Genomic DNA, 22758 nt, shown 5'->3' with positions numbered 1-22758 from the left:
AAGAATGCTGAACGGTGATCTGTCTGCTGAAACTGGGAAAAGTATGACTCCAGTTTGGTTTAAGATCGAAAGCGATCTAAACCTGCAGACTGTTCAAAACCGGACTGACCGGTACAGTTTCAAGATCTTTTTATCCCAGGATGGGCTGAGAACAGGCATTGATGCCAGGAAAAATCGGTGAACTGATTTCAAGAACGTGGGTTCTGCTACTCGTTCTCCCGCTGGTTTTATCAGTACCGCTCTCGTTGCGCGCCGAGTCTTTTGAAGCCGGCTTTGATGACACCTCCCGTGTCAGCTGGCAGGTCCGCATCGATCCCAACATGGCCCGCAAGAACTGGCATGTCCGTAATACGACCGCGCAACATGCGGGCGCTGCCTGCGAGCATCTGCAGGTCTCCACGGGAAATCTGGGATCGCTGATCGAGTTATCGCATGCACTGCCGGCCAGTCGGATCATTAACGAACTGACGGTCTCACTCTGGCTGAAATCGAACCGCCGGGGCACACGGATTGGACTGGAAGCGGTGCTGCCACACCAGATCGACCCGGAAACCGGTACAGCGGCACGCATCTACCTGATTGGTGACACCTATACCGACGAAGGACAGTGGCAGAAACTGAAGTGCACGACTTCGGAGCCGCTGGTGAATCAGTCGCTGGGACTGTTACGCGGCCGCAGCAAACTGCGTCAACTGGATACTCGTGAGATGTACGTGGAACGGGTGCTGGTCGTCACCCGATCCTCTTCGGATAAAGTGGAATTCCTGATGGATGACCTGAAGCTCTCACCCATCGTCCATCCGAATGAGACAGTACTGCAGACTGCTGCCGCTTATCAGAAAGAACAGGTCAAGCCGATTGTCGAGTTCCTGCTGGACCGGGTTCAACTGCAGGGAAAACCGATGTTTCCACGGATGTCCCGCTATCATGGCGAGAACCTGGCCACGATGAAACAGGCGGGCCTGAACGTGATCTGGGCACCGCAGTTCGACGACTACAATTTTCTGGGACAACTCCGCAGCCAGGGTCTGTGGGCGATGGCCACCCCGCCCCGTCCCCAGGACTCGCAGGGATCGTTTCTCCCCTCCCGGGATGCGACGCTGATCCCCTTTGATGAGCAGACCGCGCCAATCATCTTCTGGAACCTGGGAACCCGAATCCCCGGTCATCAGTGGAACGAAATCCGCAGCCGCGTCGGTCAGATTCAGAGTGCAGATCAGCAGTTCAAACGTCCCATCATGGCGGATGTGCAAGGCAAAGAGCGACAGATCTCGCGTGAAGTCTCAATGATCGGTTCCAGTCCACGGATTCTGAACAGCGATATCAGCCTGCTGGACTACCGGCAAACACTGATTGAAAAAACACAGGTTGCGCCGGGCCGATTTCTGTGGACGTGGATTCAAACAGAACCCACGGCAGCCAACAGTCAATGGCGGGAGACTGCGAATAAGCTACCAATCGTAGTGGAGCCCGAACAGATTCGCCTGCAGACCTATAGCGCCCTTTCCGCAGGTTGCCGGGGGGCAGGCTACTGGACCACCAGCAGACTGGATGAGACCTCTGCACCAGGTGCTCTGGAACGGAAGCTGGCGATTGAGCAGTTGAATCTGGAGATTGACCTGATCGAGCCCTGGCTGGCAGCAGGAACCGTGATTTCACACGTTCCCTTTAATCTGAAGCAACGCGAAACGCCCCGGATCGGTCAGCTGGGAGCTGACTTCAAGACCTCGGGTAAAGACCGCCTGATCCGTGACGAGCGCCTCGCGGAGCGGGAAATGCAGATGCTCAGAGAAAAACAGGCAGCGGAGGAACTGCAGGCCGCCGTGATTCAATCCGAGTTCGGAACCCTGATTCTCCCGGTCTGGTATCGTCACGATGCCCAGTTTGTTCCAGACCAGATGGCGGGGAACGACGCGACGATTGTCATTCCAGGCGGAAACGTTTCTGCTTCTGTCTGGGAAGTGAGTACCACCGAAATTCGTAACCTGGACCGTAAACGGGTCAACGGTGGAGTGCAGATCCGCATTCCCAAATTTGACATGACCTCGATCATCATCATGACGTCGGATCAGGGCTTGATTGAAAATCTGCGTCGGAAAATTGCCGGGATGAGTGCGCAATCCGCAGAGGCCTGCGTACAGATGAGCAGTGCCAAGCTGAAACGCTGCGAACAGACGAATGCGTTACTGGTGAATATGGGAGTCAGCCAGATAGCCCGCCTGGATGGACCGGCGATTCTGGAACGTTCCCGCAAACTGTCTACCCAGGCAGAACAGTCCCTGGCGAGCAAAGATTATCACCGCGCGCGACTCCAGGCCCGCGATGCGATGCAGCTGCTGCGAATCCTGCAGAGAAGTCAGTGGCGGGAAGCGACACACAATTTTGATTCGGCAGTCACCAGCCCTTACACGATTGCCTACAGTACTCTGCCCGACCACTGGCGGATGATCGAACAGATCGGCCGCAGTTCCGGTAAGATTCAGTCGAACCTGCTGCGTTCCGGTGATTTCGAAGACATCGACACCATGACGGCGGAAGGCTGGAAGCATAAACAGAATCCGATTACAGGAACGCAGGCGATCGCGGAGCTGTATCCCCGCGACCGGAAATCCGGAAACTTCAGCCTGCGACTGCTGGCCGCTCCCATCAACCGGGGTGAAGTGCCTGCTTATATTGAAGATCCGCTGGTCAAAGTAACCACGCCTCCCCTGGAAGTCCGCAGCGGTCAGATCGTGCATATCACCGGCTGGGTGAAAGTGAGCTCCCCGATCATCGGTCACACCGAGGGAGCCACGCTGGAAGACAGCATTATGGGTCCGGGCGGGGCTTTGCACTGGAATGCGCAGAGCAGCTGGCAGAAGATTGACGTCATCCGGGAAGTTCCCCGGAGCGAAACCTTCACGCTCTCGATGTACCTGTATGGGCTGGGGGCGATCCTGTTTGATGACCTGCGCGTCATTGCCTATACACCCGAACCCAGGCTCTACCAGCAAACCAGCGGGAGTGAATCTCCTTCGAATTCCCCCCTGAGTCCCTGAGGGGCGGGCTGCATTTACTGAAGAAAGTTCTGAAACTAACTTCTTTCTCTGTCAGATGATAGGCAGACTATGCGGGAGGCCGTCCGAACATCCACAGACAATCGTGTCTGAGGCAGCGCGGGACACTTGAAGGTGCGGGCAGAACTTGATAATAAACAGTATAGAAACAGAGTGAAAAGCTGTCTCAATGTTTGAATACTCTGGGCAACACGTTCTGAATGGCCGGAAGCCTGATTCCATTCTCTCTAAACTTCTTCCGGTCCTCTGCTGCTCGTCTGACGTGATGAAAAAAACCTCTCTCTTAAACCGGGAGAGCGTTACAGACTGATCAGGGTCAAGCTGAGGGCGACTTCGGCCTGGCCGGATGCATTCAGAATTATCATATTTTCAACTTTTTACTGAACAGGAACAAACCAATGCCGATTGCCACCCCAGCTCAATACGCCGCGATGCTGGATGCCGCTCAAGAGGGCAGCTATGCCTATCCCGCGATGAACGTGACTTCACTGCCGACCATCAACGGAGCCCTCAAAGCATTTGCCGATAAAAAATCAGACGGAATTATTCAGGTCTCCACCGGTGGTGGCCAGTTCGCTTCCGGTCTGGATCCGAAGGATGCGGTTCTGGGTGCAATCATTCTGGCAGAAGCCACGCATCGTCTGGCAGAAAAATACGATGTGCTGATCGCATTGCACACCGACCACTGTCAGCCCGGCAAGGTCGATTCCTTCCTGAAGCCGCTGATCGCAGAAACCGCCCGTCGCCGGGAAGCTGGCCTGCCGAACCTGTTCCAGTCTCACATGCTGGACGCTTCAGAACTGCCCTTAAAAGAAAACCTGGAACTGTCGGTCGACCTGCTGAAACTGTGTGCCGAGAATGAAATCATTCTGGAAGTGGAAGCGGGTGTTGTTGGTGGTGAAGAAGACGGCGTCGATAACTCTGATCAGCCCGCCGACAAGCTCTACACGACTCCTGAAGACATGGTTGCCGTTTACGAGGCCTTGAACGGTCTGGGCCGATACATGTTCGCTGCCACCTTCGGTAACGTACACGGCAGCTACAAACCGGGTGCCGTCAAACTGCGTCCGGAAATTCTGAAAGCCGGTCAGGAAGCTGTGATGGTGAAGTACGGTAAAGAAGCCGAATTCGACCTGGTCTTCCACGGCGGTTCAGGAACTCCCGAAGACCAGCTGCGTGAGACTCTGGAATACGGCGTTGTGAAAATGAACATCGACACCGACACCCAGTACGCCTTCACCCGTCCTGTCGTTGATCACATCATGAAGAACTACGATGGTGTGCTGAAGATCGACGGTGAAGTCGGTAACAAGAAAGTCTACGATCCACGTAGCTACCTGAAAGCTGCCGAAATGGGTGTTGTCGAACGTATGGGCGAAGCCTGCGACGACCTCTACTCCTCAGGCAAAACGATCTTCGGCAAGGTCTAATCCTGCAAGCCGAAAGCGTAATATGCTGACATCAGGTGAGCTGTCTCCGAGCGAGGCAGCTCACTTTTTTTATCGCCTCAGAAGTTATTTAGAGCGGGTCACATCCATTTTGGACATGTTGGCCAGGCGGACTACCAGGATTTTCTGGATGTCTTCCTTTGATCCTTCGCCACGGAAGAAGAGTCGGCCGGCTGAGTTGGCGGGAACATCGTCGGTGGCAGTAATGATGGCCATTTCGCCGACGTTCAGTGTGACTTCGAACTTCTGGTTGTAGAGCGGGCTGGTATTCTGACGGTTTTCCAGCTGCCAGCCGATATTGGTAGCGGTGCGTCTGAGCTGTTGTGCACCGTAGTGGACCTCGGGTGTAAACTCCAGCCGGGCCCAGCCATCCTGCATTTTATGTGCTTTGACGCGGAAGACACAGCGAGCCTGTTCGAAGTCTTTGACCTCGAGGGGCTCTTCATCGTCGTCTGTGATCAGATTCAGCGTGCACTTGTCAAACAGCTCGCTGGTCTGAATATCAGTGGGTACCCCGGATCGCAGCATCAGCCGTCTGCCGGAGAGCAGCAGCGATTCTTCTTCCTTCTTGATACCGCCGAAATGGGATTTCAATCCCAAGAGCGTCTGTAGTGCCATGGGAGGCACCGAGCTCACGTGACCGACCCGCAAACCGTTCTGGTTCAGTTTTTCCTGGTCGGTCAGCTGAATCGCACCGATTTCATCGACTTCGTTCCAGAGGGCAGACCCGAGCAGCGGATCGGTCACTGGACGTTCGACGAACACAATTTCCACCTGCATCGCGTCCTGTGAGACAGGTATGGATGGGAGCTTGTTGACGGTGTTCGTTTCCGTATACTTACCCAATCCCAGTACGGCCCCTTCACGCATCAGCGCGCAGCCGGTAATCAACAGAGCCAGCCAGGCCAGTGTGAGAAACAGTAAACAGAATTTGAGGGATACTAACTTCATGGAAAAGGTCAGAGATCTGGTTGAGAGCGAAGAACGCAGAGATGCTGTTGTCCGAAGGACGGGAAGGGATGGGGAGTCTATTACTATTCAGGATTTATGTCAATTTGAAATTGGAGACTGCAGTCTGTGGCTGCTCAGATGACGAAAAACGGTTTTTTCCCGGGGACAATACAGCAGGAAGTCTTTCTCAGCACCGGCTCATATTGCCTTGTTTGACAGCTCCAGCTATGATCTGCCTGCTTTCACGCCTCGAACCGAAAACGATATTCAACCGAACAGTTTATTTGGTGAAACTGGTTCGATTTCTAACCAGAACTGCGAACAAAACTCATGGCTACTCAATCACTTAAGGAACAGCTGCCCGACCTGCGTGTCGGCTATGGCCAGGACTGTCATCGTCTGCAGGCGGAATATCCGCTGATCCTGGGAGGGGTGGAAATTGATTTTGAACTGGGTCTGGTTGGACACAGTGATGCGGATGTTCTGCTGCATGCAATCACCGATGCCCTGTTGGGAGCAGCGGGTCTGGGGGATATCGGAGAGATGTTCCCCAATACCGATCCGCAGTGGAAAGGCGCCGATTCCCGCAAACTGCTGCAGGCTGCCTTTGCAGAAGTTCAGCAGGCCGGCTGGCAAATCATAAACCTGGATTGCACAATTTCGGCGGAACGTCCTAAACTAGCCAGCTATAAGCCACAAATACGCCAGTCGGTTGCAGAGACACTGCAGCTCGACGCACAACAGGTCAACATTAAAGCCAAAACGGGAGAACGGGTCGGACCGGTCGGAAGACAGGAAGCGATGACCGCCGACGCTGTCGTTCTGCTGCGACGTTAGAACTCGTTTTTTGAGAACAGGAAGAAATTCAGGTATCCAGGAACATGACGCTAAGAATTTACAACACGCTGAGTCGCAAAAAAGAAGATTTCCAGACGATCAAACCAGGGAAGGTCGGCATTTATCTCTGCGGCCCCACGGTTTACAAGCATTCGCACATCGGCCACATGGTCGGCCCGGTGATCATCGACACCATCGCCCGTTACCTGAAGTACAACGGTTATGAAGTCAAGTTCGTCAACAACATCACGGACATTGATGACAAGCTGATCAATCGGGCAGCCGAAAAGAACATTTCGGTTGAAAAGCTGGCAGCCGAGATGACCCAGGATTACTTCGATAACCTGGAAACAATGGGCATTGATACCATCACCGATTTCCCCAAAGCGACCGACTACATCGACGCGATGCTGGAAATCATCCAGACGCTGATTGACCAGGGGAACGCTTACCCGCTGGACGGCGATGTCTACTTCTCTGCTGAGTCAGACAACAACTACGGCTGCCTGAGTGGTCGGAAGATCGAAGAGATGATCGCCGGCACCCGTGTGGAAGCCAACGACAAGAAAAAGAATCCGGCTGACTTCGCCCTGTGGAAAAAATCGCGTCCGGGTGAACCGGCGTGGGACAGCCCCTGGGGTCCCGGTCGCCCCGGCTGGCACATTGAATGTTCCGCGATGAGCCGCAAACTGCTGGGCGATTCCTTCGACATTCATGGCGGCGGTCTGGACCTGATGTTCCCGCATCATGAAAACGAACGGGCCCAGTCCGAATGCTGCACCGGTAAGACTTACGTGCGTTACTGGGTACACAATGGCCTGATGCAGGCCAGCGATGCTGCCGGCAAGGTCGGCGGTCAGCACGATCGTCATGGAGACGTGGTCGTCGATCAGCAGGCACAGGAAGCCGATAAGCTCTCCGGTTCCAAGGGAGCCGCTTCCGTGAAAGAACTGTTCGCGGTGCATCCCCCCGAAATCGTGCGGCTGTTCCTGCTTTCCACGCATTACCGCAGCCCGATTGCCTTCAGCGATGAAAACATCAGTGAAACCGGCAAGGGCATGGAAGGCTTTTACCGCTTCTTTGAAACATTTGAGCGAATCACAGGCGAAAGCTTCTACGACCTGACAACTGCCCAGAAGCGGGACGAATCGGTCACGCTGGAAGGGGAACCGGGTGAATACTTCCAGCAGCTGGCTGAACTCCGCCAGCGGTTCTGGGAAGCGATGGACGACGATTTCAACACCAGCGGTGCAATCGGCGTCCTGTTCGAACTGCGTTCCGCATTAAACGCGTTGATCCACGAACAGAAACTGGATAGTCCCGGCAAAGACAACGAGCAGATGGTCGCCGCTCTCAAAACAGGTGCCTGCCTGTTGAAAGAGCTCTCCAATCTGTTAGGCGTTTTCCGCAAAGCCCCCGTGAAAGAACAGGGAGCCGACGATGGTCTGGTCAACCAGTTGATGGAGCTGATCATCGACATCCGCAAGGATGCCCGTACCAACAAGAACTGGGACATTGCCGACAAGATCCGCGATGGACTGGCTGCCTGCCAGATCACCGTGGAAGACCGTCCCGAAGGCAGTTTGTGGCGGCGGGGGTAATTCCGCCGCGCACCTGTTTCGAACGGAGTCGTTTGAGCACATATGAAGGCAAACTCGACAATGGATGATGAAGAGTTGACACCTGCCACACGGTACCTGGGAATTGACCCGGGCCTGAACCGCACGGGTTACGCCCTGCTGGAACAGTCGGCCCGGGGTCCGGTGCTGTGCGAAGGAGGCATCATCCGTTCGAACCAGGAGATGAACCTCGCGGCGCGGGTGCATGAAATTGCCTCGGGGATCCGGGAAGTGATTGCCGAGTATCACCCTGACGTGATGGTCATCGAGCAGGTGTTTACGACTCCCAAATTTCCCAAGAGTTCGATCATCATGGCCCATGCACGCGGCGCGATTCTGTTTGCCGCCCATGACGCCGGCGTCCCCGTGGTGCATTACACTCCCACACAGATCAAACGCCTGATCACGGGCAGCGGCCGTGCATCGAAAGAACAGATGCAGCATGCGATCAAAAACGAACTCGGATTAAAAACCATCCTGGAACCGAACGACGTCGCCGATGCCTTCGCGGCAGCGCTGTGCCACTACCATACGATTCGTGTGGCCTGCTTCTGAATTAAACACCCTTATCCCCTGAGAACAGCATTCCCATGATTACAAATATCCGTGGCCAATTGAGCGAACTGAGTCTGACCGAGGCGATCATCTCGGTGGGGGCCTTTGACTATGAAGTGTTTATTCCCGAGTTTGTCCGCCGCCAGTTGCAGCCTCTGATCGGTAAAGAGGTCAGCCTCAAAACCATCGAATACATCGAAGGAAACCCGCAGAAGGGTCGGTTGACGCCACGGATGATCGGTTTCATGAGCCATGCCGAGCGGGAGTTCTTTGAACTGGTCTGTTCCGTGGATGGTGTGGGCGTCAAGAAAACGCTGCGGGCCATGGTGCGTCCCGTGAAAGAGGTTGCCACCGCGATCGAAGAAAAAGACATCAAGCAACTCACGACACTCCCCGGCATCGGCCCCGCGGTGGCAGAACGGATCGTCGCCAAGCTCCGCCGCAAAATGGCCAAGTTTGCGCTGATTGTCGCCAAGGAATTTCCTGCCGACGAAGCACAGACCGATGTCTTTGGAGAAGCATACGAGGCGCTGCTCAGTCTGGGCTATTCCGCGAATGAAGCCCGCGATAAGGTAGAGACCATGGCCGAGGATGGCCAGAAGTTCAAGAGCATCGAGGAGTTCCTCACCGCACTCTACCAGCAGGAACGCAACTGAAATCGGGCCTTCTGAGTCGTTTCAAGACCGCTGATCAATCGTTGCAACTGCTACAGTCCTCATCTTTGACGCCGAACTGCCTGCATCTGGTACCTGTTCGCATCTTCCCGTTTGTCCTTCGCTGCGCCTGACATAGCTTTGATGAAGCTAGCGACCCTACGGGGAGGAATGCGCAGACAGCCATTCCGCATGCCACGACTGTGATCGTAGCCCCCCTGACCTGAAAGCATCAGAACAGCGTCTCAATCCTATGGTTTCAAAAGCTGCTGACAAGAAAAACAGTCCTTACACCGCGCTGGATATCGACCGCCTGCGTATCGGGGTCACCCTGCAGGCTCCCATTTATGAGGCGGAAGCCGAAAAAAACATCCTGCTGCTGGCCCGCGGCAAGAAAATCACTCAGGTTTATATTGAAAGCCTGAAAAAGCGTGGCATCCGCAGCGTGCGGGTCCACGAACGGGACCTGTCCAATTTGATGCTCCCCGAAGGGGAAAGCCAACAGTCAGAACCGGGGTCAGCAAGGAGACTCAAGCGCAGACGGACCCAACTGCGCACCAGCGTTTCCAGCAGAAAGCAGCAGGTGCCGGAAACCCGCCAGGCCGGATCCCCCTGGCAGATTCAGACCAGTTCTTTCCTGCACCAGGTCAGTCCGGTTCAAACCACGGACTACGTCCCTGCCCTGCAATCGAAATACCACGAACAATTCCGAGTACTGACCAAAGCGACCGGGGAGATCTACAAACAGCTGCTGATCACAACCAGTGTCAGCATGTCACAGCTCAATAACATGACTGATGTTTCTCTCGCACAACTGTCTGACGATCTGGACCTGTTTGTGCTGGAAGGGACGGCACCTGTGGAGGATGGAAATCTCTGCAGACACGGCTTGCAGATGTCGAGCCTGGCCCTGGCGATGGGCACGCAGCTGGGACTGGACCGCGATACATTATCGCAGCTCTCCATCGGCTGCCTGTTACATGATGTGGGCATGCAGAAAATCACAGCCTGCACTTCGCTGAGCCACGAGCCTGCCAGCCAGCTCGAACGACTGGAAGTGAAAAAACATCCGATTCTCACCTATGACCTGCTCAATCAGCTGCATGAAATTCCGATGGTTTCCCGGATGGTGGCGTACCAGATTCACGAACGCTGTGATGGTTCGGGTTATCCGCGGGGGCAGCAGGGGAATCAGATTCATCCTCTGTCCAAAATTGCCGCCGTTGCCGATGAATACATCAATCTCGTTTCGGACCATGCACTGTCTCCAGGGTTACTGCCCTACCAGGCCGCGGAACAGCTGATTTTCGACGCTGCCCACGGCAAACTTGACGTCCAGGCAGTTCGCGCTTTACTGCAGTCCATTTCACTCTATCCGGTCGGATCACTGGTTGAGTTGAATAACGGTCAACGGGCCCAGGTAATACGTACCAATCGATTGCACTATGGAACGCCGATCGTCAAGCTGCTGGATGGTAGCGACAACGAGTCGATCCTCAACCTGCTGGCACACGATGATCTCACCGTCGTGCGTGCTCTCTCCCGGAATGATCTGCAGCCTGCTGCAGAAACTTCTGAGGCAGGTATCATTTGCCAGCCGGTTTAACATCCTCAACCGATGAGTGCGACCCGTAAATCCATGACGTTGGTCTGTGTCGCTCCGGTCTTGATCAGCCCCCCGATTTGCGACAGGCAGGGATAGGCATTGTGCGTCTGCAGATAGTCGTCGACATTAATCCTAAGCTCGTGCGCCTTCTTTTGGATCCGGGCATCAATGATTCCACCGGCCGCATCGGTCGGACCATCTTCACCATCAGTGCCCCCTGAAAGCAGACAGAGGTCTGTCAAATCTTCTTCCCAGAGCCTTTGAAGTGCAGCCAGAACGACCTCCTGATTGCGGCCCCCTTTACCGGGATGCGGAGTGGAGGAAAGATCAACTACCGGCTCACCGCCACTCAAAATACAGGCAGGCCGCGAAACCGGTCCCTGACCACTGTGGATCTTCAGACAGAGTTCAGCCAGATCGACACCCACTTTTGAAGCAACCCCTTCATTCGTCGAACCCAGGGAGTAGACTTCATACCCCAGACTACGGGCCGCGTTCTCAGCAGCCGACAGGGCCGTCGCGTTGCTGCCGATGATTTCGTTGATGACGTTTGCCTGTGGCTGTGCCCTGCGCGCTTCAGGTTCATCCTCATGCGCGCGTAATACCTGCCAGATCGACTTCGGAACCAGGTTCAGATCTGTGGCATAATGTTCCAGAACCCAGATCGCTTCTTCCGGGGTTGCAGGGTCTGTTACAGTCGGCCCTGAGGCAATGATATCCAGCGGATCTCCCACAACATCAGAGATAATCAGTGCGATCACTGTCCCTGAAGTAGCGGACTGCGCCAGACGGCCCCCTTTCACCTGAGAGATCTGTTTGCGGACACAGTTGAGTTCCTGAATCGTAGCTCCAGACGACATCAGCAGCCGCGTGACGGCCTGTTTGTCTTCCAGCGTCACCGGCGGAAGCGGAGCGGGCAACAATGCACTGCCGCCCCCCGAGATTAATACCAGGCAGAGATCATCCGGTTGAAGCTGAGAGATCATTTTCAGAATCTGCCGCGATCCATAGACGCCTTCCGGCGTAGGCTCATTCAGACTGGCAGGGCGTGCGGGATAGAGATTGATTTTTCCGAGCGTCCTGACGCAGTCAGCGGGAACATTCACCCACCCGCGACAACGTTCCAACAGAGGAGAACCGGCCAGAGCTGCTTCGACTCCGGCCGCCATCCCGGACCCCGCTTTACCGGCTCCCACGACAACCAGATTTTCGTGTCCTGCGAGTGGAAAGTTATGACCACAGATCGAAAGTTCCTGCCCCGAAACCTGGATCGCCTGGCGGACCAGAGACTGGGAATCAACGGCCCGGACACCGCTCTTCCAGATCTGCAGAGCACGTTCGGCGAGAGAGGTCATCTCAGACATGGCTACCTCATCAGGGTAAACAGGCGGGCAAGCTTATTGTATTTTCAGGGAGTGGCCGAATCTTGAGCAGGGTCTTCCACACTCGTATCCAGGGCACGAGCCAGTTCCTTTGCCAGCACGCGTCCTTGAACTTCCTGAGGCGGAACCCCCTCTTTGATCAGCTCCTCCCGGTACTTCCGGTCTTCCTGATCATACCAGAGCGGGTCGACTTTTGCCTGTGAGATGGAGGCGACTTTCCAGACTCCGGTCTGACTTTTTAAGAGATGAATGTCAGGCTTGATGGCATAGCCCTCTTTTTGAATCTGAATGCGAACCTGGGCTGCACCACCCTCGATCTTCACATCCAGTACCCGACAATCCAGCGGGGCCGTGCTGTCCTGAGATTCCTGTTTGAGCTGGTCGGCCAGATCGGCTTTATCAGGGGTCAGCAGAGCGCGAATTCGTGCCTGGTTGCCTGTTTCCAGGGCGGACACAAACTCAAGCGCAATCTGCCTTACCTGATAATGCTCATAAAAACGCTGGGCTCCCAGAATGATCAGATAGAGTCCTGAGACCACCAGCGCACTGATCAGAAACTTTTGGGAAAGAGGTCGGGAGACCATCAGGCGCCCGGACGGAGATGACTGTATGCAGTCAGAATTGCATAGAGATCTGCGGGAATTTTCACTTCGTCTTCTGAAAAATCAGAGACCCAGGTGCGACGGTAATAGACTGCTTCAGCCAAAGCGTCAGCAATTTCACCAAAACGGACATTCACCAGGCTTTCTGCCTGATCGAGAGTATCTTCTTCACCCGTGAATATACGAAGCCGATGTTGCATGGCGGATCCTTCCTATTTCGAACTCGCTGATGAATTGACCGACAGACTCCGCTCTCGGGCAGGGGAAACACCCCGCAGACAATCATCAAAACCATTGAGCTGAACAAACAAGAGACCGGGTTTGACCCGACCTCATAGTATTTATCGGCTTCAGCAATTTGGCTTCTTGAAAGAAAAAGTTCAGTTTTTTCTGAAAATAGCGGCTGTAAAATCTCGCCAGTTCCTCTAATTTGAAATCGGTGATGTAAGAATTACCAGACGATCGGCGTTTTTCGCGCATTGAGACCGCCTGGAGAATATTGAAACAGCAAAGATTGCCGAGCGAAAATCGACGACCGGCGTTCAGTTGCCGGAATGTGGGGCAGAAAACCCAAGCAACTCCGGCAGTTCCTGCATGGATCGGAAGGTTTGCGCTCCCAATGCCTGGAGTTCGGCAGGTGAACTATGGTCGGCATAACCCAGTACAGGGATGCCCGCTGCGACCGCTGCCTGGACTCCCAGATGGCTGTCTTCGATCACTACACAGTCTTCCGGACGGACCCCCATCTGGGAAGCTGCATACAGGTAAAGGTCGGGCTCGGGCTTCCAGACTCCCACCGTATAAGCCGAATAAATCCGGCCTTCAAAGTAATGCGCCAGATCGGTGATCTTGAGCGTCAGTGCCATTTTCTCTTCGGGTCCGTTCGAAGCGACGCACTTTTGTACGGGAATCGACTCCAACGCTTCTCGGACTCCCAGGATCGGCTGGAGCTCGGACTGAAATACCACCGCCATTTGTGCCCGTACCTGAGTGGCAAAATCTGCCGGTAGCTTCTGTCCCATTTGTGCTTCGACTACCGCCAGGCAATCCGCGAGCTTGCCCCCCTTGAACTGCTGCACCGCCTCTTCGGGAGAGAGCGGAAAACCGATGTCGGTAATCATCTCCGCCAAGACCCGGTTCCCCAGAGTTTCACTGTCGACCAGGACGCCGTCGCAATCAAAAATAACCGCTTGATACTTCATAACGCTGTTTCGAGACTCAATTAATAATCAGGGATTTTCGTCTGGCAGCTCGACGTAAATTCCGTCTGCTTCAACAGTCACAGGATAAGTCGGATGGCAGAGCCGTTCATTCAGACAATGCTGACCGGTAGTCACATCGAATTGCCAGCCATGCCAGGGACACGTCACTACCGTTCCCGTCAGTGCGCCTTCACCCAGTGGTCCTCCTGCGTGGGGACAGACACCATCCATCGCATAATATTGCTCATCAACGTGGAACAGGGCGATAATGCGATCTTCGGCCACAAACTCGGCAGCGGTCCCTTCCGGAACCTGATCTACATCGGCAATCCGCACTTTGTTTCCCATTCATCACTCCAGACTGATATTCGCGTTTCCGGGTTCACTGACGCCGGCTCTTCCTCAATCAGGTTGTAGTGGAGACGCGGGCGGGAATCAATTCAGGCGGCTCTTTTTTCCGCTATCGACTCTGCCTGGCGCTTCTTTTTCTCACGCACACGTGGCTGACTCTTCCAGCGGCGATGGACCCAGAAATACTGTTCGGGTGATTTGCGGATTGCCTTTTCCAGCGACGAGGTAAACTGTTGAGTAAGTTCGCCAACCGGGTCTTTGGAGACACATTTGGTAGCGTCGATCAACTCTTCACAACCCATCTCAAATTTGATCCACTGATTCTGTTCGAAGTCATCGGGGAGACGGCGGGCATAACCCACACAGATATAGGCCCGGTATTCGAGGGCCAGCAGAGCAATCGACTTGAAAGTCGAAGCCGGTTTGCCAAAGAAGTTCACAAACAGTCCCCGCTTACCGGCGTCCTGATCGCCCAGCAGCGCCAAATGCCCTCGTCGTTCGATGGTAGCGACCATGTCATCATAACCGCCACTTTTCGCCATCGCCCGGTGGCCGGTATGCTGACGGAACTGCGCGAACCACTTATTCAGGTAAGGATTATCCAGTTCCCGCGCCACAACGCCCATGGGAAAGCCAAACAGACCAAACACCGAGACCGCAATCTCCCAGTTACCATAATGACCACTGAGCAGAATGACCGGCCGCCCGGAACAGAGGGCGGTAATCAGTTCGGGGGGATAATCGAAATCGAGCACATCAAAGATATTGCCCCTGTGCAGTTTGCGAGGCAGTTGAATGATCTCGACGACCATACGAAACAGATGCGTCCACATCTGATAGATGGTCTCGTCGATTTCTTTTTCTGAAAGTTCTTCACCAAAGGCGGTCCGCAGGTTGTCAGCAGCAACATGATACCGGGTCAGCTTGCGCGGCAGACACCGGTGAATGACAAACGCCAGGCCTTTGGCCAGTTTTACTGACTCCCTCAGCGGTAATGATCGAACTACACAGACCAGGGTCTGAAAAACCAGATATTCCAGTCGGTATCGCATCATGCGCCAATTAATCATGTCCTATCCCTTTTCGCTTCCTGCTTCTTTGGCCAGACTGAGCCCCCACTCGGGCACAAAGCGGGGAAAGTGTCTTCGGAATACAAAAATTCGTCAACCCCCAATTGAGGGCCCAGGGCCTGAACAGGCATATGGGAGCAGCAAAAAACCGGCTCGATTCCGATATCTTCTCCGATTTTTACTCGGATTTAAGTGGATGCCACAGTAATATACATGGAGAGTGCTCTGTAATGGGGCTCAGGTTCTAGCTGTAAGTATCGCTTCACCGTACATTTCGTGTGTGACATGTCTGATCGATTTCACTGGCAATCCGTTGTGCGTTCCCTGTTGACAGCAGGGGCGGTCTACGTATTGACGCTGACATCGCTCTCGTCTGCCCACGCGACCTGCGGCGATTACCTGCATCATGCAGGCTCACCGGAACCAGCGAAGGTAGAATCCGATCAGCTGACGCATCCCCAGCCTCTGCCGGTCCAGCAGTCCTGCTCTGGTCCCGAGTGCCAGAACCATCTGCCCGATCCGGCTCCTGAATCACCTGTCATCGTGTTGACAGTCTCGAAGCCCGCCTGTGCCTTCGCCCGGGTTGAGCTGAAATCAGGAGCACCGCTGACCGCTACCAGCGCGGGACAGAATCGGCACTACACGAATGCCTGCCGCACGCGCGTCGATCGTCCTCCCCGCACTTCTGCTGTCTGAAACGCGATCGTCACAGGGACAATGTCTCTGTTGTGTTTCAGGGAATCTGCCTGCGCTGTTCCGCGTCTGATACAACAGACTCGCGACTGCGCGCTGCTGGAATTCTAATCTCAGCCGATTCCCCTCACAGACAGTTTGTGCAGGATTTCTTTTAACCATGGCTACCACTGATACGTCCGTGAATGAATCACGGCCCCGTCGCATCGTCCGTCGTGCCGTCGGACCAAAGTTGCGCAAAGTTTTATATCTCTTATTTTTCCTGGTTGCCCTGTTAGGGGCGAACTCGATCTACCTGGTCAGTATCACTACCTATGACTGGCTGAGTGGCGAGACTCTGGAAAACTGGTTCTATCAGTACATGTTTCTGGCGCACCTGATTCTGGGGCTGCTGCTCCTGGCGCCATTCATCCTGTTCGGCATTGTTCACATTTATAACACAAAGAACCGGCTCAACCGCCGCGCAGTAGGCGTGGGGTACGGCCTGTTTATTATCTCCTGCCTGGTACTGATTTCCGGACTGCTGCTGCTACGTATCGGTTCCTTTGATTTAAAGAATCCCACTGCCCGATCCATCACGTATTGGTGCCACGTGATCGCTCCCATATTTGCGCTCTGGCTCTACTGGTTACACCGGCTGGTAGGTCCCAAGATCCGTTGGAAAGCCGGATTGTCTTATATGGGAGTGATTACGGCCATGGTGGTCGGCATGCTGATGTTCCATTCTGCCGACCCCCGCAAATGGAATGTCGTCGGGCCGGAATCGGGAGAGAAATACTTCTTCCCCTCCCTGGCTCGAACATCGACGGGGGACTTCATCCCCTCCAAAGCACTGATGATGGATGACTACTGTAAGAAGTGTCATCCCGATACTCACAAAGACTGGTCCAAGAGCGTCCACCGTTTCAGTTCATTTAATAACCCGAACTATCTCGCCTCGGTACGCGAAACGCGTAAAGTCTCTTTTGAACGTGACGGAAACCTGCAGGCCTCCCGCTTCTGTGCGGGCTGCCACGATCCGGTGCCGTTCTTCAGTGGCGCCTTTGATGATCCAAACTTTGACGACATCAACCACATCACCGCCCAGGCGGGCATCACCTGCACGACCTGTCATGCGATTACGCACGTTAACAGTGTCCGCGGCAACAGTGACTACACGATCGAAGAACCGATCCACTACCCCTTCGCCTACAGCGACAATCCCTTCCTGCAGTGGGTCAACAATCAGCTGGTCAAAGCAAAGCCTGAGTTCCATAAGAAGACCTTCCTGAAAGACTTCCATAAATCAACTGAATTCTGTGGCACCTGTCATAAGGTGCATCTGCCCGAGGAACTCAATCAGTACAAATTCCTGCGCGGACAGAACCATTATGATTCCTTCCTGCTGAGTGGGGTCTCCGGCCATGGAGCGCGGAGTTTCTATTATCCCCCCAAGGCACAGGAAAACTGCAACAAGTGCCACATGCCCGCGAAAGAGTCAAACGACTTCGGTGCCCGTCACTTCTACGGCGCGAAGGAACTCAGTGTGCACAACCACCTGTTCCCCGCCGCGAACACTGGTATCGCCGCCCTGCGGGGTGATCAGGAAACAGTGGCCGTCCATCAGGAATTCCTGAAAGACAACCTTCGCGTCGACTTCTTCGGCATCCGCGAGGAAGGCAGTATCGAAGGCAAGCTGACCGCACCACTGCGACCGGAAGTACCCACATTGAAACCGGGGCACAAGTATCTTCTGGAAACCGTGCTGCGTACATTGAAAGTCGGCCACCACTTCACCCAGGGAACAGCCGACTCCAACGAAATCTGGCTGGATGTCACCGTCAAAAGTGGCGACCGGATTATCGGCCGCAGCGGTTCCCGGGAAGCGGATGGCACCGTGGATCCCTGGTCGCATTTCGTGAACGCGTTTGTGATTGACCGTGAAGGCAATCGCATCGACCGCCGTAATGCCCAGGACATCTTCGTGGCCCTGTATAACAACCAGATGCCCCCCGGTGCCGGTCAGACCGTGCATTACGAACTCAACCTGCCCGATGATCTGACCGAACCGGTAACCGTCGAAGCGAAACTGCAGTATCGCAAATTCGATACGCATTACATGCAGTACGTCGCCTCTTCCCTGGAAGAGAAAGGACAGAAGCTCTCCTGGAAAGAACCGGGAGTACCTTATGTGAATACGCTGCCCATCACCACCATCGCTTCCGACACGATCACCTTCCCCGTGGAGGGCGTGGAAGCGAAAGTGGAGAACAAAAAAGTGGAGATCCCGGAATGGCAGCGCTGGAACGATTATGGCATCGGTCTGTTCCTCAAAGGAAAAGCCGAACTGCGTCAGGCCGCCGAGGCGTTCAGCCAGGTTGATCAACTGGGCCGCTATGATGGTACTCTGAACCTGGCGCGGGTCTACTTCCGCGAAGGACGTCTGCAGGACGCCGTCGAGGCCCTGCAAAAATCCTCGACCTTCACCGATCCCCCCGCCCCGCCGTGGACGCTCGCCTGGTTGAGCGGCAAGGTGAACCAGCAACAGGGACACCTGGAGGAAGCCGAGAAGAACTACCGCAGTGTCCTGGAAGACCAGACCGAAGAACGCACCAGTCGTGGCTTTGATTTCAGCAAAGATTACGTGGTGATCAACGATCTGGGACAAAACCTGTTCGATCAGGCCAAACGGTTCCGTACCGAAGCCAATCGGGATCAACGGGACCAGTTACTCAATCAGGCGGTGGACCAGTTCCAGAAAACACTGGTCCTCGATCCGGAAAACGTGACAGCGCACTACAACCTGTCCCTGATCTACGATCAGTTGGGAAAACAGGAACTGTCCGAGGAGCATCGTAATCTGCACCTGAAGTATAAAGCGGACGATACCGCACGCGGTTTTGCCGAACGCAAGGCCCGTGAGAAATACCCTGCAGCCAACCACGCTGCGGAACAACCTGTGATTTACTCGTTACATCGTAAGACTGAAACCAAACCGAATGCGACAGCCCTTAAGGACTGACGCCTGCGGTGACTGATAAACAACCCAAGGATTTTCCCATGACAGATCAGAACAATACCGATCTGGAACTTGATCCGAATCTCGAAGAAGAGACCGAACAGAACGACGAGTCGATCGGCCGCGCCTTCTGGTATTCACTCTCCGTGATGCTGGTCCTGGCGGTCATCGGCGGTACCGTCTTTCTGGTAAACCGTCTCAACGAACCGGAAACCGTGGTCAAGGAGACGCCACTGTCTCTGCCTGAAAAACGGGAAGTGGAAGAAATCATCCTTCCCAAGATTCCGTTTAAAGACATCACTGAGGAAGCAGGCATCGCTTTTGTCCACAACAATGGTGCTGCCGGAGAAAAACTGCTGCCGGAAACCATGGGGGGGGGCGCGGCCTTCTTTGACTATGACAACGACGGCGATCAGGACTTGCTGCTCGTTGGTTCTACCGACTGGCCCTGGACCGACTCTTCGAGGCAAGTAAAACCCGATGCGTCATCGCTGGCACTGTACCAGAATGATGGCACAGGTAAATTCAAAGACGTCACTGAAGACATGGGTCTGGATGTTTCGATGTATGGCATGGGCGTCGCCTGCGGAGACTATAACAACGATGGCCTGGTAGATCTGTTCGTCTCCTGCCTGGAATCCAACTATCTGTTTAAAAATGAAGGCAACCGATTTGTCGATGTGACGAGTCAGGCAGGTGTCGGCGGTCCCGATAAACTGTGGAGTACCAGTTGTGGCTGGTTTGACTATGACCGGGATGGCGACCTCGACCTGCTGGTCTGCAACTACGTTGACTGGACCCCCGCCTACGACCGCGCGCAGAACTTTACCTTGAAAGGGGGAATCCGCGCCTATGGTCGTCCCCAGAACTTTAATGGCGTAAACCCCCTGCTCTACGAGAACCTGGGCAACGGCACCTTTCGTGATCAGACCGATCAGGCAGGACTGAAAATCATTTCTCCCGGCACCGGAGTCCCTCTGGCCAAATCGCTGGGCCTGCATTTCTATGATTTTGATCAGGATGGTTACCTGGATGTATTGATCACGAACGACACCGTCCAGAACCTGCTGTTCCACAATCAACAGGATGGCACCTTCAAAGAAATCGCCGCACTCTCGGGGGTCGCCTTTGATATGGACGGCAATGCCCGTGGTGCCATGGGCGTCGATATCGCAACCTTCCGCAATGACGAAACCCTCGGCATTGCCATCGGGAACTTCGCCAACGAAATGACGGCCCTCTACACTTCCCCTGGAAAAGAGATGCAGTTCATTGACGAAGCGGTCTCGAACGGTCTGGGACCGCAAACCCGCATGGCACTTACCTTTGGCGTCTTCTTCTTCGATGCCGACCTGGATGGCAGGCTCGATCTGTTCTCGGCCAACGGGCACCTGGAGGAAGACATCAACATCGTCCAGGAACGTCAGCATTATGAACAGTCACCCCAGCTGTTCTGGAACTGTGGAGCACAACACGCCACGGAATTCCTCCCGCTGGGAGAAGCGCTGGTTGGTTCTGATTTTGTTAAACCACTGGTCGGCCGCGGTGCGACCTTTGCCGACATCGATGCAGACGGCGACCTGGATCTGCTCATTATGACCACTGGAAATAAGCCACGCCTGCTCCGTAACGAGCAGGCAACGGGCAATCACTGGGTTCGCTTCCGGCTGACCAGTTCGCCCACCGGAGAACGGAAACCGAACCAGCTTGTCTCCAATCATGATGCCCTGGGCGCTGAGATCAGGATTAAAACGAAGGCGGGTACCCAGAGCCGTCTGCTGATGCCCACCCGGAGCTATATCTCACAAACAGAGCTGCCCGTTACGTTTGGGCTCGGCACGGAAACAGAAATTCAGTCCGTGAACATCCAATGGCCGTCTGGAAAAGTGACGACTCTGGAAAATCTCAAAGCGGACAAATTATACCAGATTTCTGAACAGGATGGTCTTGTTGACAAATAGCAACAACGGTCTCTGATCCGTGCTCCTATTTTTCTGGACTTAGCGGATTTCAAATGGAAATCCTTGACATCTTCGCATCAACTTTGTTTGATATATAGGGTATCAAGGTGTGCACAAGCAGATGCGAATTTGAAATTGTCCTTGAATTACTGAGACCGAATTTGGCATAATACACGTTCGGGTGATTAAAAAGTTTCCTTCCCCCACTGGCGGATGCATGACAAGAAGCATGCTTCGTCGGAATCGCCTGATATTAAACTCTGTTTCGCTCAGTGGCGATCAGAGCCATCCGCCAGGTCAAACTGGCTATATTCCAACCTGATAAGAATTAAGTGCTCATACCCTGTTGCAAGCGTTTAGCCTCTGGCCCCGTGAGCCAAAAACCGGACACAAATTATCCCCCCCATTCGGAAATGGAGATGACCCAATGAGCTTCAAACAATCACGTCGTGACTTTTTACACGTTGGTTTTGCGGGTGGAATCGGGCTGACTCTACCTGAGTTTCTGCGTATTAAAAGCGCTCAGGCAGAACAAAAGTATTATGAGACCAAGGAAGGCACAGCGAAATCTGTGATCTTCATTTATCTGCCAGGTGGTGCAGCACACCAGGAAACCTGGGATCCCAAACCCTACGCACCCGTTGAATACCGTGGACCGATGGGTTCCATCGAAACCAACGTCGCAGGCGTTCGTTTCAATGAGAAACTGGCCAAGACCGCCAAAATCATGGACAAGCTGACTGTCTGCCGTTCCATGTCACACGGTGAAGCGGCTCACGAGCGGGGAACACACAATATGTTCACCGGCTATCGACCCAGCCCGGCTCTGCAGTTCCCCAGCATGGGAAGTGTTGTCACCCACGAGTTCGGTCCCCGGAACAGCATGCCTCAATATGTCTGTATCCCGAATCAGCCGAACGAATTCGCCGGTACCGGATACCTCAGCTCTTCCTTCGCTCCGTTCAGCGTCGGATCTGATCCTGCCTCCAACGGTTTCAAAGTACGTGACCTGAACCTGCCCGGCGGTGTCGACGACAAGCGGTTCACCCGTCGTCGCTCTCTGCTGGATGCTGTCAACGATCACTTTGTTACCAAAGAAAAAGCTGACTCTCTGGATGCTGTTGATACCTTCTATAAGCAGGCCTACGACATGGTCTCATCGAAAGCTTCACAGGAAGCCTTCGACCTCGACAAAGAGGACGCCAAAGTGCGTGACGCCTACGGCCGTAACCAGGCTGGTGCCCGCATGCTGCTGTCCCGTCGTCTGGTTGAAGCAGGTGCCCGTTTTGTCACCATGACTTATGGTGGCTGGGACATGCACGACCGGATCCAGACTGGGATCGAACGGAACCTGCCTTCCTTCGACCAGGCATTCTCCACACTGATTACAGACCTCTACGACCGCGGACTGCTGGACAGCACCCTGGTCTGCGTCTGCAGTGAATTTGGTCGGACGCCGAAAATCAATGGTACTGCCGGCCGCGACCACTGGCCGAAAGTATTCAGTCTGGTCATGGCCGGTGGCGGTATCAAAGGTGGCCAGGTTTATGGTTCGTCTGATGCCATTGCCAGTGAACCTGAAGACAAACCACTGTCCGTTATGGACTGGGCTTCCACCATCTACCACTGCATGGGGATTGTCTCAGACAAAGAACTCATGGCTCCCGGCGATCGTCCCATCGAAATCGTTGATGGCGGTAAAGTCGTTAAAGAGCTGCTCGTCTGAGAGCAATCTAACCGGAATTAAAAGAACAGTCTGTTAGCACGGGTCTGA

At 54.4% G+C, this 22758-nt stretch carries 18 protein-coding genes; 11 read left to right on the top strand and 7 right to left on the bottom strand.

Annotation, left to right across the window (positions count from 1 at the left end):
* The first annotated feature begins 161 nt into the window (after positions 1–161).
* Both RID21_RS23015 and fbaA read left to right on the top strand, forming a co-directional pair.
* Positions 162–3038, top strand: coding sequence for a hypothetical protein (locus tag RID21_RS23015; protein WP_350192982.1), 2877 nt, complete (start codon positions 162–164; stop codon positions 3036–3038).
* Between the two features lie 416 nt (positions 3039–3454).
* Positions 3455–4486, top strand: a complete 1032-nt coding sequence (fbaA, locus tag RID21_RS23010; protein ID WP_350192980.1) for a class II fructose-bisphosphate aldolase — start codon at positions 3455–3457, stop codon at positions 4484–4486.
* Positions 4487–4570: 84 nt separating this feature from the next.
* On the opposite strand, the gene RID21_RS23005 is transcribed toward fbaA, so the two are convergent.
* Positions 4571–5455, bottom strand: a complete 885-nt coding sequence (locus RID21_RS23005) for a hypothetical protein (RefSeq protein ID WP_145037113.1) — start codon at positions 5453–5455, stop codon at positions 4571–4573.
* A 330-nt stretch (positions 5456–5785) separates the two neighbouring features.
* On the opposite strand from RID21_RS23005, the gene ispF reads away from it, so the two are divergent.
* The 5 genes from ispF (at position 5786) to RID21_RS22980 (ending at position 10725) form a co-directional block, all read left to right on the top strand.
* A complete protein-coding gene (ispF, locus tag RID21_RS23000) occupies positions 5786–6292 on the top strand; it encodes a 2-C-methyl-D-erythritol 2,4-cyclodiphosphate synthase (protein ID WP_197999694.1) in 507 nt (168 codons plus the stop codon).
* Positions 6293–6336: 44 nt separating this feature from the next.
* Positions 6337–7893: a cysteine--tRNA ligase gene (gene cysS, locus RID21_RS22995; RefSeq protein ID WP_350192978.1), complete on the top strand. Its 1557-nt coding sequence runs from the start codon at positions 6337–6339 to the stop codon at positions 7891–7893.
* Positions 7894–7935: 42 nt separating this feature from the next.
* Positions 7936–8466, top strand: a complete 531-nt coding sequence (ruvC, locus tag RID21_RS22990) for a crossover junction endodeoxyribonuclease RuvC (protein ID WP_350192976.1) — start codon at positions 7936–7938, stop codon at positions 8464–8466.
* A gap of 35 nt (positions 8467–8501) precedes the next feature.
* A complete protein-coding gene (ruvA, locus tag RID21_RS22985; RefSeq protein ID WP_145037109.1) occupies positions 8502–9122 on the top strand; it encodes a Holliday junction branch migration protein RuvA in 621 nt (206 codons plus the stop codon).
* Positions 9123–9372: 250 nt separating this feature from the next.
* Positions 9373–10725, top strand: coding sequence for an HD-GYP domain-containing protein (locus tag RID21_RS22980; protein WP_350192974.1), 1353 nt, complete (start codon positions 9373–9375; stop codon positions 10723–10725).
* A gap of 5 nt (positions 10726–10730) precedes the next feature.
* On the opposite strand, the gene RID21_RS22975 is transcribed toward RID21_RS22980, so the two are convergent.
* From RID21_RS22975 to RID21_RS22950, 6 genes are all read right to left on the bottom strand, one after another.
* The gene (locus tag RID21_RS22975) at positions 10731–12089 is read right to left on the bottom strand and encodes a glycerate kinase type-2 family protein (protein WP_350192972.1); all 1359 of its coding nucleotides are present in this window, start codon (positions 12087–12089) and stop codon (positions 10731–10733) included.
* 44 nt (positions 12090–12133) lie between these two features.
* Entirely contained in the window at positions 12134–12691 is a 558-nt protein-coding gene (locus RID21_RS22970) for a hypothetical protein (protein ID WP_350192970.1), read from the bottom strand.
* Entirely contained in the window at positions 12691–12909 is a 219-nt protein-coding gene (locus RID21_RS22965) for a hypothetical protein (protein WP_145037101.1), read from the bottom strand. Before RID21_RS22965 ends, RID21_RS22970 begins: the two co-directional genes overlap by 1 nt.
* A gap of 342 nt (positions 12910–13251) precedes the next feature.
* Positions 13252–13911: an HAD family hydrolase gene (locus RID21_RS22960; RefSeq protein WP_350192968.1), complete on the bottom strand. Its 660-nt coding sequence runs from the start codon at positions 13909–13911 to the stop codon at positions 13252–13254.
* A 27-nt stretch (positions 13912–13938) separates the two neighbouring features.
* Positions 13939–14259: a Rieske (2Fe-2S) protein gene (locus RID21_RS22955; protein WP_350192966.1), complete on the bottom strand. Its 321-nt coding sequence runs from the start codon at positions 14257–14259 to the stop codon at positions 13939–13941.
* A gap of 92 nt (positions 14260–14351) precedes the next feature.
* Positions 14352–15332, bottom strand: a complete 981-nt coding sequence (locus RID21_RS22950) for a lysophospholipid acyltransferase family protein (RefSeq protein WP_350192964.1) — start codon at positions 15330–15332, stop codon at positions 14352–14354.
* 285 nt (positions 15333–15617) lie between these two features.
* On the opposite strand from RID21_RS22950, the gene RID21_RS22945 reads away from it, so the two are divergent.
* The 4 genes from RID21_RS22945 (at position 15618) to RID21_RS22930 (ending at position 22710) form a co-directional block, all read left to right on the top strand.
* Positions 15618–16028, top strand: a complete 411-nt coding sequence (locus tag RID21_RS22945) for a hypothetical protein (RefSeq protein WP_350192962.1) — start codon at positions 15618–15620, stop codon at positions 16026–16028.
* Between the two features lie 157 nt (positions 16029–16185).
* Positions 16186–19026, top strand: a complete 2841-nt coding sequence (locus RID21_RS22940) for a tetratricopeptide repeat protein (RefSeq protein ID WP_350192960.1) — start codon at positions 16186–16188, stop codon at positions 19024–19026.
* A gap of 38 nt (positions 19027–19064) precedes the next feature.
* Positions 19065–20984, top strand: a complete 1920-nt coding sequence (locus RID21_RS22935) for a CRTAC1 family protein (protein WP_350192958.1) — start codon at positions 19065–19067, stop codon at positions 20982–20984.
* Between the two features lie 427 nt (positions 20985–21411).
* Positions 21412–22710, top strand: coding sequence for a DUF1501 domain-containing protein (locus RID21_RS22930; protein WP_350192956.1), 1299 nt, complete (start codon positions 21412–21414; stop codon positions 22708–22710).
* Positions 22711–22758 lie beyond the last annotated feature (48 nt).

The organism is Gimesia sp., assembly GCF_040219335.1.
Lineage (GTDB): Bacteria > Planctomycetota > Planctomycetia > Planctomycetales > Planctomycetaceae > Gimesia.
The sequence above is the reverse complement of the archived record's forward strand: the minus strand, read 5'-3'. Positions and strand labels throughout refer to the sequence as shown.

Coding starts and splice junctions, on each gene's coding strand:
- RID21_RS23015 (WP_350192982.1), top strand. CDS start 162: ATGCCAGGAAAAATCGGTGAACTGATTTCAAGAACGTGGGTTCTGCTA.
- fbaA (WP_350192980.1), top strand. CDS start 3,455: ATGCCGATTGCCACCCCAGCTCAATACGCCGCGATGCTGGATGCCGCT.
- RID21_RS23005 (WP_145037113.1), bottom strand. CDS start 5,455: ATGAAGTTAGTATCCCTCAAATTCTGTTTACTGTTTCTCACACTGGCC.
- ispF (WP_197999694.1), top strand. CDS start 5,786: ATGGCTACTCAATCACTTAAGGAACAGCTGCCCGACCTGCGTGTCGGC.
- cysS (WP_350192978.1), top strand. CDS start 6,337: ATGACGCTAAGAATTTACAACACGCTGAGTCGCAAAAAAGAAGATTTC.
- ruvC (WP_350192976.1), top strand. CDS start 7,936: ATGAAGGCAAACTCGACAATGGATGATGAAGAGTTGACACCTGCCACA.
- ruvA (WP_145037109.1), top strand. CDS start 8,502: ATGATTACAAATATCCGTGGCCAATTGAGCGAACTGAGTCTGACCGAG.
- RID21_RS22980 (WP_350192974.1), top strand. CDS start 9,373: ATGGTTTCAAAAGCTGCTGACAAGAAAAACAGTCCTTACACCGCGCTG.
- RID21_RS22975 (WP_350192972.1), bottom strand. CDS start 12,089: ATGTCTGAGATGACCTCTCTCGCCGAACGTGCTCTGCAGATCTGGAAG.
- RID21_RS22970 (WP_350192970.1), bottom strand. CDS start 12,691: ATGGTCTCCCGACCTCTTTCCCAAAAGTTTCTGATCAGTGCGCTGGTG.
- RID21_RS22965 (WP_145037101.1), bottom strand. CDS start 12,909: ATGCAACATCGGCTTCGTATATTCACGGGTGAAGAAGATACTCTCGAT.
- RID21_RS22960 (WP_350192968.1), bottom strand. CDS start 13,911: ATGAAGTATCAAGCGGTTATTTTTGATTGCGACGGCGTCCTGGTCGAC.
- RID21_RS22955 (WP_350192966.1), bottom strand. CDS start 14,259: ATGGGAAACAAAGTGCGGATTGCCGATGTAGATCAGGTTCCGGAAGGG.
- RID21_RS22950 (WP_350192964.1), bottom strand. CDS start 15,332: ATGATTAATTGGCGCATGATGCGATACCGACTGGAATATCTGGTTTTT.
- RID21_RS22945 (WP_350192962.1), top strand. CDS start 15,618: ATGTCTGATCGATTTCACTGGCAATCCGTTGTGCGTTCCCTGTTGACA.
- RID21_RS22940 (WP_350192960.1), top strand. CDS start 16,186: ATGGCTACCACTGATACGTCCGTGAATGAATCACGGCCCCGTCGCATC.
- RID21_RS22935 (WP_350192958.1), top strand. CDS start 19,065: ATGACAGATCAGAACAATACCGATCTGGAACTTGATCCGAATCTCGAA.
- RID21_RS22930 (WP_350192956.1), top strand. CDS start 21,412: ATGAGCTTCAAACAATCACGTCGTGACTTTTTACACGTTGGTTTTGCG.